Consider the following 9,222-nt stretch of genomic DNA (forward strand, 5'->3'; position numbering starts at 1 on the left):
AATTCCAGAAATTAATGAATACCATTCATAGTCCCTATCCTCCCTCCTATGATTATCAGCGAGCACAAACCCGTTAACATGCCTTTATCTCGTCATGTCCAACGGATCACAACAGGCACGTACACAGTCGGCTACAGCTAACAAAACGGGTCTCTCGTTTCTACTCATTCTCAGCGCCCTGATGGCTGTTACCTCTTTATCAACCGACATCTATCTTCCTGCTATGCCGGTCATGGCGAAAGATTTAAAGGGTGATGCAGAGCTGACAATCACAGGATTCCTTATCGGCTTTTGCATTGCACAACTGATTTGGGGACCGATTAGCGATCGTTATGGGCGTCGACTTCCATTATTCATCGGTTTAGGCCTGTTCATCATCGGCTCGGTGGGCTGCGCATTATCAACAGATATCGTGCAAATTATCTTCTGGCGTGTTTTTCAGGCGTTAGGTGCCTGTACCGGGCCGATGTTGGCTCGAGCAATGATCCGTGACCTGTTTAGCCGCACTCGTGCAGCACAAATGCTTTCGACACTGATGATAATCATGGCCATCGCGCCGATTGCCGGGCCCCTGATCGGCGGGCAGATGATTAAAGTCACCTCGTGGCACGCCATTTTCTGGCTGCTGGCGATTATCGGAACATTAATGCTGATGTCTTTATTCTGGTTAGCGGAGACATTACCTCTTGAAAAACGCTCGCAAGCCTCCGTGACCAGAGCCTTTCACAACTACTATGCTTTGCTAACCAATGCCAAATACATGCGTTTTACGCTATGCCTGACGTTCTATTACGTTGCAGCCTATGCCTTTATCACGGGCTCTCCGTTTGTGTACATCACGTACTTCGGCGTAAATCCGCAGCACTACGGTTGGCTGTTTGCAGTAAACATTGTGGGATTAATGGCAGTGAGCATGGTCAACAGACGCCTAGTTCACCGCTATCCACTGGAAGCGTTACTCAGGAATGCTGTATTCATCGCCACTATTGCGGCAATAGTGCTGGCGGTCACGACCGGCCTGGGTGTCGGTGGAATTACCGTGATTGTCGGCGCTGTGTTCGTGTTCTTCTCTATGAATGGCATCATCGCTGCGACATCCACGGCTTGCGCACTTGACGCCGTTCCTAATGTTGCAGGCTCGGCGTCGGCGCTAATGGGCGCGTTACAATACGGTAGTGGCATCATCTCTTCACTGCTTCTCGCCCTATTCAGTGATGGCACACCATGGACGATGGGCTGGATAATTGCGGTGTTTACGGCAGCCAGCGCCTTGATGGCATTGACTGCTCAGGTAACAAACAACTATCCCCTGCCCGAATGATTTTATGAATTTCATTCATAGTGGCTATTAACCAGGCGTAATTATCTTTCATCCCGACTCCGTTAATCTGAACGATAAATTCTGGATAAGTCGATACCCACCGGGGTATCGACAGATGCGGATTAAATATTCTTATCGAAGAAGACATCCAGCTTTTGCATTGCCTGGTCTACGTATTTAGGTACCCAATACGTCTCGATATGGGTAGCGCCCTCGATCAGAAACAGTTCTTTGTCCTTCGTACCGGTGGCTTTCGCGAACGCATCTTCAGTCATATAGAGCGTATCCGCTTTTGTACCGGCAATCATCAGCAGCGGTTTATTGATGAGATTGATATGGTCCGTTACGTCAAAGCTCATCAAATCCAGCAGACTGCTGGTGGTGTATTTGAACGTGGAGTTCAGGTGCGTGTGGGTTTTCCAGTAGTACTCGTAGCCCTGTCGATACAAGGCAAAAGGTAATTTAGCAATCTGTTCATCAGTCAGGTTGGCATCGCCGGAGTAAAGCACTTCTCCTCCGGTGGCTTCCTGAGCACGTGCGTCAGAAGCCTGCTGAAGACGCTGCTGGATAGTATCCAGCTGTGAATCCTGCATACCATTGCGGCGCACAAGGCCTGAATTAAACATGCTGATGGTTGCTATCGATTTGAACCGCTTGTCAGTCTCGGCAGCAACCAGTGAATAACCACCACCACCGCAAATGCCAAGCAGACCGAGGCGGGCGGTATCGACACCAGGATACTGGCTGATGTAGTCAGCCATGCCGTGAACATCCTCAATACGGTTAGCGGGTTTATCCACGCTGCGAGGCATACCACCGCTAGCGCCTTGATAAGCTGCATCGGCGGTAATCGTGATGTAACCCTGCTCTGCGAGACGCTGGGCATACAAACCGGCGACCTGTTCTTTTACGCCGCCATTAGGATGCGCGACCACCACCGCAGGGTATGTTTTGGCGGGATCGTAGTCAGCAGGGGTATAGACATTCGCCGCAATCTGGATGCCATGCAGATCGTATTTCACCGGATGAATGTTGACCTTGCCTTTGACGTTCTCGGTGATGGCACCGCCATAGGCCAGTGTGAATGGATTTTTTTTGTAATCAGCCGCATTGACTGAGGTGGCTCCGGCCATTGCCGTGATTAGCATTGCACTGATAAGCGTAAATTTCATGGTCTCTCCCGATGAGTGTTGGCCTGGTTATGCAGGCTCGCGGAATCAAATTTGCAGGCTCAGAGTAGGCAGAGAGGGCTGTCAGCATCGTGACGGGGAAATAACATTTTCGTCAGGAAAGGGACTGCGATGGGTAAGTGTTTCTGACAACGCTGTCAGGTAACTGTCAGCTTTATGTTGGCAATCAGGAGGCAGAATGGTCTCGTTTAATGTGATTCATGTTCAATTTTCTGAGAAAAGGAGCGATCAATGAAAAGCCAGAATGACCCAACAATGCCAGCGCGACGCAAGCTATTAGTCGCCGGGGCGGGTATTGCCGCCGCCTCGCTGATCCCCCACGTCTCGGCGGCGAGCCCATCCTCTCAGGTCGATTCATCCAGACAAACCAGCCAGCGCCCTGCTGCTCCGGGCAAGCGTAAACTCGGGAAGCTGGAAGTCTCAGCTATCGGTCTGGGCGTGCAGAACATGAGTCGTAAATACGACACGTCTGTTCCCTGGCGTCCCGAGATGGTCAATGTTATCCACCGGGCCTTTGATGAAGGGGTAACGTTCTTCGACGCTGCTGAAGCCTACGGCCCGTTTGAAGTCGAAAAAATTCTCGGGGAAGGCGTCGCCCCGTTCAGGGACAAAATCGTTATCGCCACTAAGTTTGGCTGGAACATTGACCAGCAGACGGGTAAGCGACTGCCGGGTCTCAACAGCAGACCGGAGCATATCAGGCAGGTCGTCGAAAACATGCTCAAACGCCTGCGTACCGATCGCATCGATTTACTGTATCAGCACCGGGTTGATCCGCAGATCCCGATCGAAGATGTCGCCGGTGTGGTGAAAGATTTAATGGATCAAGGGAAAGTCCTGCACTGGGGCCTGTCTGAAATGGGCATCAACACGTTGAGACGCGCCCATGCGGCATTACCCGTTACCGCCGTACAAAGTGAATATTCCACGCTCTGGCGCGGCCCTGAAAAGCAGGTCCTTCCGGTGTGTGAAGAGCTGGGCATTGGCTTTGTGCCATGGAGTCCACTCGGTGTGCAGTTTTTAACGGGCTGGATTGATGAGAATACCCGGTTCGCTGCCGGTGATATACGTGCTATAGAAACGCGATTTTCACCCGACAATCTCCCGCTCAACTTACAACTCGTTGAGTTGCTAAAAACCTGGGCGATAAGAAAAAATGCCACGCCGGGGCAGATTGCGCTGGCATGGCTCCTGGCCCGTAAACCCTGGATTGTTCCCATCCCTGGCACCACCAATAAAGACCATATGCTGCAAAACACAGCGGCTACCGGCGTGTCGCTGACTGCGGCAGAAATGACCGAGCTTACCCGCTCACTGGATGCCATCACTATCCAGGGTCAACGTCTGCCGGATGCCGTGCAGGTTTATTCCGATGTTGAAGCACCGATGAAAAGTTAAGAGGAAGTCCCGTTATGCGCCTGTTGTTAGTCGAAGATGAAGAAAAAACGTCAACTTATCTCAACCGTGCGTTGAGTGAGTCCGGATTTACGGTAGATGTCTCTGCAGATGGCGCTGAAGGTCTTCATTACGCGCTGGAGTTCGACTACGACGCGATAATACTGGATGTGATGCTGCCGGGGATGGACGGCTACCGGGTACTCGAGGGGGTGCGAGCAGCAAAACAGACGCCGGTGCTGATGCTCTCGGCACGGGGTTCGGTCGACGAGCGCGTTAAAGGGCTTCGTCTTGGCGCAGATGATTATCTCCCTAAGCCCTTTTCGCTTATTGAGTTGGTGGCGCGTATTCAGGCACTGGTGCGCCGCCGCGCTACGGATGGCGCAGATATCACCCAGTTGCAAATTCACGATCTGCATCTCGACTTACTGGCTCGCCGCGTATTTCGCGCCGGAACGAGACTGGAACTGACCGCAAAAGAGTTTTCCCTGTTAAGCCTTCTGGCCCGGCATCAGGGGGAGATTCTGTCAAAGATGATGATTGCGGAGCAGATATGGGACATGAATTTTGACAGCGATGCCAATGTGGTTGAAGTCGCCATTAAACGACTTCGCGCCAAAGTGGATGCCCCGTTCGATATCAAACTGCTGCATACCGTTCGTGGCATGGGTTATGTCCTCGAAGTCCGGTCCGAATAAATGAAGAGGATAAGCATGCCTAAGCGTTCCATCTCCGTTCATCTGGCGCTGATGTTTGCCTTATCCGCGCTGCTGATTGTCTCCGTTATCGGCATCCTGCTCAGAAGCTCCTTGCATGATTCTTTGCAAAAGCAGATGCATAACGAACTGCTGTTCCGGGAATCATTAATGAGTCCGTGGATCACCGCCCGAACCTCGGCTGACGGCTGGTCTACGCTGGCCAATAAATTTACTGTGTTAACCAATTCTGAAGGTGAACGCGTTCGCTACTGGATAGTGAGCGATAACCCACGCTTTAGCATCGGGGGAACACCACCAGTGGGAGTTCAGTGGTCTTCTTTACAGGAAGGCTTTAATAAAGTGCCCGGTGCATCAGAAGGTGCATGCTCACTGTTTCTGTTAGTGAAAACCATCCCCGCCAACGGTGAAAGGCCTGAGCTGCGCTATGTGGTTGCTATCGACTCCACACCGTACATGGGAACACTTGATGCGTTCACGCGTACATTGCTGATCATTACCGCACTGGGCGTCGTGATTGTCGCCTTACTGGGATACATCGTATCAAGGATCGGTCTTCGTCCGGTTAGGGCGCTCAGTAAACAGGCCCGGCAACTCGCTCCCGGGGACCATGGTCAGCGCCTGAATATCCGCGATTTGCCCGAAGAGTTGCAGCAACTGGCGTCATCCTTTAACGGCGTGTTAGAGCGTCAGGAAATCGCCTGGAGGCAGCTCGAAAGCTTTAATGCCGATGTTGCGCATGAACTCCGGACTCCGCTGACTAATCTGATCGGCCAGACTCAGCTGGGGCTCTCGCGCCGACGTTCTCAAGATGAACTGGAAGAGTTACTGGGTTCTAACCTGGAAGAACTTGAACGCATGACCTCGATAGTTAACGACATGCTGTTCCTGTCCCATGCCCATGCGGGTGAACATGCGTCCCAGCTTACCCAGGTGTCCCTGCGGGAAGAAACCCTGAAAACAGCGGAGTATGTGGAACCCTCTTTTGCTGAAAAACAGCTCTCTCTGGATGTTCAGGGCGACGTTACCGCGCACATCGACCGACGACTCTTCCACCGCTCACTGGCCAATTTACTGGAAAATAGCGCAAGACACTCACCCTCCAACAGCACGGTTACGGTGCGCTTAAGCGAAAGAAACAATCAAGCCTGTGTTGAAGTTTCAAACCCGGGCGATCCGATAGCACCAGAGCACTTACACCGGCTTTTCGAGCGGTTCTATCGCGTTGACACCTCCCGGGCCAGGAGTGATACCCATCATGGGCTGGGCCTGTCTATCGTGCGTGCCGTCGCCATTATGCACCGGGGAGATGTCTTTGCGCGAAGTGAAGGTGGCATCAATACATTTGGTCTCACCTTTGCGATGCAAGCGGATAAAGCTGAGGGCAATGCTCACTCCGACACTGAGCCGGGACCAGGGTTAACTGACAGAATTGTCAGGGGGGCGTCAGCCTGACGTCATCACCCCCTCGATAAAATTATCGCAGGCAATCCCCTCTTCATTGATAAGGACGCTTTGCATGATCGGAAATTTTCGTTACCTCGGGCTGTTACTGCCCCTCTTCACATTTTCATCCTGGGCAGCGGAGCAAAATCCCGCTGTCCATATCGCCCCCGCCGGAAGCCAGAATGCGGTGTACGGGCCAGCCGAGAACTTTACCGGTCGCGTCCGGGTTGATCCTCTCTTCAAACCGGATAACGACATCAGTGTTTCCGGGGCTTATGTCACTTTTGAGCCTGGTGCTCATTCCGCCTGGCATACGCATCCGGCAGGTCAGCGGCTGATTGTGACCTCGGGTGTGGGGCTCACCCAACAAGAAGGCCAGCCGGTGCAGGTTATCCGCGCCGGTGACGTTGTCTCTTGCCCGGCGGGCGTCAAACACTGGCACGGAGCGGCACCCGGCAGCGCAATGACGCATCTGGCGATAACCGGGATTGTGGATGGCAAAAGCGTTAACTGGATGGAGAAAGTGACAGATGAACAATACCACGCCCATTAAAGCATTAGCGGCAGCGGTACTGCTGACCTTTGGTTTTGGTCTCGCGGCACATGCTGCGCCCGTCAATAAAGGAGCCTCAGAAATGAACCACGAAAAAAAGGTTTCAGATACCCTGTCAGCCAGCCAACAGGCCATCCCGTTGATTGCGGCATCAATGGCCAGCAGTCAGATGGACAAGCTGAATGCCGTCCTGAATCAGGGACTTGACGCAGGACTCACGATAAACGAAACCAAAGAGATTCTCGTCCAGCTTTATGCCTACACAGGCTTTCCCCGTAGCCTGAATGCGCTTAGCGAACTGATGAAGGTCGTCGAAGCACGTAAACAACGTGGTATCAAAGACGTTGAGGGTAAAGAACCGGTTGCCCCAATCCCTGTCGGAGATGAGCTTCGCCGTGTCGGTACCGCAAACCAGACGAAAATCTCAGGCGCTCCCGTACAGGGACCGCTATTTGATTTTGCCCCGGTCATTAACCGATTCCTGCAAACGCATCTGTTTGGCGACATTTTCGCCCGCGATAACCTTGACTGGCAAAGCCGCGAGCTGGCAACGGTTGGCGCATTGGCGGCCACTCCAGGCGTTGAAGCCCAGCTGTTATCGCATACACGAGCAAGCATGCGGGTCGGCCTGACGGCAGCACAGCTGCGCCAGCTGGTACTGGTTCTGCGTGAACATGGCGAAAATGATGCAGCAACGCGGGCTGAAAAAGCGCTGCAACAAGCCCTCGCAAACTAACAGGAGCTGGTTATGGAGCATGATCCCAACCGCAGAATGTTGATAACCGCGCTTGCCGGGCTCACGCTGGCGAACGTCTCCCTGGCTTCAGCAGCCACCGGAAATGCAAACGTGCAGGGTAAAAGTCGAATTCTGGTAGCGTACTTTTCTCGCAGCGGAAATACACGGGTGATTGCGGGTGTCATTCACCGTAGCCTGAACACCGATCTGTTTGAAATCGAACCGGCAACGCCTTATCCGGAAGACTATTTCCAGACCGTTGAACAGGCGAAAAATGAGTGTGAGCAAGAAGTAAAACCAGTATTAAAAAATAGCGTCGCAGATATCTCACATTATGAGACCGTGTATTTAGGCTTTCCCATCTGGGGAACCAGCGTGCCGCCCGTAGTGCAAACGTTTCTCAGCAGCCACAACCTTGCGGGCAAATTACTCATCCCCTTTATTACTCACGGTGGCTACGGTAAAGGAGACAGCGACGACATCCTTGCCAGTCTCGCGCCAACTGCGCACCGGGAAAAACCGCTGGTACTTGAATGCGACCAGGAGCGAAGAACAACTGAAACGGTCACCAGTTGGTTAGAAACAATACGCAGTTAATCGTCCGCATTCATGAGTCTGCCAAATAAGGGCAATCAGGGGTGCTAAATAATTAACGCTGACAACTCAGATATGATTGAACAGCAAACATAACAGAGGATGTAATCTTGAAGACGATCTTAAAAACGCTGGCCATTTGCATGATGGCGGGTAGTCTGGTGGCTCAGTCGGTATATGCCGAGCCGCTGGTCATTCAGGAACAGGGAAGCTTTTCTGCTGGTGGCACTATCATCACCGCACCAGGAACATTTGACGCGAAAAAGCCGCTGGACTCAGCTGGCCAAACCTACCATGGCGATCATGCATCTGTGTTCTACCAAATTCCTGAGAATCCGCATAAATACCCTATCGTCATGCTGCACGGCGCAGGTCAGTTCTCCCGTACCTGGGAAAGCACCCCGGATGGTCGCGAAGGTTTCCAGAACATATTCCTGCGTCGCGGTTTCTCAACCTATCTTGTCGATCAGCCACGTCGAGGAAGCGCCGGGCGCACGACTGTAGAAGGTACTGTTTCGCCAAAACCCGATGAGCAGATGTGGTTTAATCAGTTCCGCGTTGGCGTATGGCCAGAGTATTTTAAAGGCGTTCAGTTCTCTCACGACAAAGAAGCGCTGAATCAGTATTTCCGTCAGATGACCCCGAATACCGGGCCGTTTGATATCAATGTCATCTCTGATGCGATGTCCGCCGTCGTGGATAAATCCGGCCCGGCTATCCTCTTCACCCACTCTCAGGGTGGCGGACCAGGCTGGTACACGGCGATGAAAAACGACAAGGTTAAAGCCATTGTCGCCTTCGAGCCTGGCAGCAGCTTTGTCTTCCCCGAAAAAGAACTCCCTGCCCCTATGCCAAGCGCGTTCGACACGCTGAAGGGTGAGCCTGTGCCAATGGCGCAATTTATGGCACTGACCAAAATCCCGATTCTGATTATTTACGGTGATAACATACCGGATAAACCTGTCGCCATGCCCGCGCAGGACAGCTGGCGGGTACGTCTGGCGATGGCTCGTGAGTGGCGCGACGTGGTGAACAAGCATGGCGGGGATGTGACGGTAACGCATCTGCCAGAAGTGGGAATCAAAGGGAATACTCACTTCCCGTTCTCTGATTTAAATAATGTGCAGATTGCTGATTTAGTAGGTCAGTTTTTGAAAGAGAAAAATCTGCAGTAGGACGAAATAGTATTGAGCTTTCATTATTGAGGGCTCAATACAAACATCAATTTTTTTCAAAAAAAATGGGAACGTGACGGTCTGCTTTGAGCGAGG

General features: G+C 52.3%; 9 protein-coding genes. 8 read left to right on the forward strand and 1 reads right to left on the reverse strand.

Going from position 1 to position 9,222, the window contains the following annotated elements:
• The first annotated feature begins 94 nt into the window (after positions 1-94).
• Positions 95-1,321 (forward strand): multidrug effflux MFS transporter, encoded by a 1,227-nt coding sequence (locus M975_RS08050; protein ID WP_064558665.1) that lies wholly within the window; start codon positions 95-97, stop codon positions 1,319-1,321.
• A 122-nt stretch (positions 1,322-1,443) separates the two neighbouring features.
• Here M975_RS08050 and M975_RS08055 read toward each other — a convergent pair whose 3' ends face one another.
• Positions 1,444-2,493, reverse strand: a complete 1,050-nt coding sequence (locus tag M975_RS08055) for an alpha/beta hydrolase (protein ID WP_064558667.1) — start codon at positions 2,491-2,493, stop codon at positions 1,444-1,446.
• A gap of 249 nt (positions 2,494-2,742) precedes the next feature.
• Here M975_RS08055 and M975_RS08060 point away from each other — a divergent pair, with 249 nt between their 5' ends.
• From M975_RS08060 to M975_RS08090, 7 genes are all read left to right on the forward strand, one after another.
• Positions 2,743-3,909 carry an aldo/keto reductase gene (locus tag M975_RS08060; RefSeq protein ID WP_209438126.1) on the forward strand — a complete coding sequence of 389 codons (1,167 nt, stop codon included), beginning with the start codon at positions 2,743-2,745 and terminating at the stop codon, positions 3,907-3,909.
• Positions 3,910-3,923: 14 nt separating this feature from the next.
• Positions 3,924-4,604 carry a heavy metal response regulator transcription factor gene (locus M975_RS08065; RefSeq protein WP_012606387.1) on the forward strand — a complete coding sequence of 227 codons (681 nt, stop codon included), beginning with the start codon at positions 3,924-3,926 and terminating at the stop codon, positions 4,602-4,604.
• A gap of 15 nt (positions 4,605-4,619) precedes the next feature.
• Complete coding sequence (locus tag M975_RS08070) at positions 4,620-6,077, forward strand: heavy metal sensor histidine kinase (protein ID WP_064558670.1); 1,458 nt, start codon at positions 4,620-4,622, stop codon at positions 6,075-6,077.
• A 64-nt stretch (positions 6,078-6,141) separates the two neighbouring features.
• Entirely contained in the window at positions 6,142-6,621 is a 480-nt protein-coding gene (locus M975_RS08075) for a (R)-mandelonitrile lyase (RefSeq protein ID WP_064558672.1), read from the forward strand.
• Entirely contained in the window at positions 6,599-7,357 is a 759-nt protein-coding gene (locus M975_RS08080; RefSeq protein WP_064558673.1) for a carboxymuconolactone decarboxylase family protein, read from the forward strand. The genes M975_RS08075 and M975_RS08080 overlap by 23 nt, the downstream gene beginning before the upstream one ends.
• 12 nt (positions 7,358-7,369) lie before the next feature.
• Positions 7,370-7,954, forward strand: coding sequence for a flavodoxin (locus M975_RS08085; RefSeq protein ID WP_064519188.1), 585 nt, complete (start codon positions 7,370-7,372; stop codon positions 7,952-7,954).
• Between the two features lie 107 nt (positions 7,955-8,061).
• Positions 8,062-9,126: an alpha/beta hydrolase gene (locus M975_RS08090; protein WP_064558676.1), complete on the forward strand. Its 1,065-nt coding sequence runs from the start codon at positions 8,062-8,064 to the stop codon at positions 9,124-9,126.
• Positions 9,127-9,222 lie beyond the last annotated feature (96 nt).

It is taken from the genome of Buttiauxella brennerae ATCC 51605, from assembly GCF_001654925.1.
Classification (GTDB): Bacteria; Pseudomonadota; Gammaproteobacteria; order Enterobacterales; family Enterobacteriaceae; genus Buttiauxella; species Buttiauxella brennerae.

Excerpts from the sequence above, each read along its gene's own strand:
- M975_RS08055 (WP_064558667.1), bottom strand. The coding sequence starts at position 2,493 with ATGAAATTTACGCTTATCAGTGCAATGCTAATCACGGCAATGGCCGGA.
- M975_RS08080 (WP_064558673.1), top strand. The coding sequence starts at position 6,599 with ATGAACAATACCACGCCCATTAAAGCATTAGCGGCAGCGGTACTGCTG.
- M975_RS08050 (WP_064558665.1), top strand. The coding sequence starts at position 95 with ATGTCCAACGGATCACAACAGGCACGTACACAGTCGGCTACAGCTAAC.
- M975_RS08060 (WP_209438126.1), top strand. The coding sequence starts at position 2,743 with ATGAAAAGCCAGAATGACCCAACAATGCCAGCGCGACGCAAGCTATTA.
- M975_RS08070 (WP_064558670.1), top strand. The coding sequence starts at position 4,620 with ATGCCTAAGCGTTCCATCTCCGTTCATCTGGCGCTGATGTTTGCCTTA.
- M975_RS08085 (WP_064519188.1), top strand. The coding sequence starts at position 7,370 with ATGGAGCATGATCCCAACCGCAGAATGTTGATAACCGCGCTTGCCGGG.
- M975_RS08065 (WP_012606387.1), top strand. The coding sequence starts at position 3,924 with ATGCGCCTGTTGTTAGTCGAAGATGAAGAAAAAACGTCAACTTATCTC.
- M975_RS08075 (WP_064558672.1), top strand. The coding sequence starts at position 6,142 with ATGATCGGAAATTTTCGTTACCTCGGGCTGTTACTGCCCCTCTTCACA.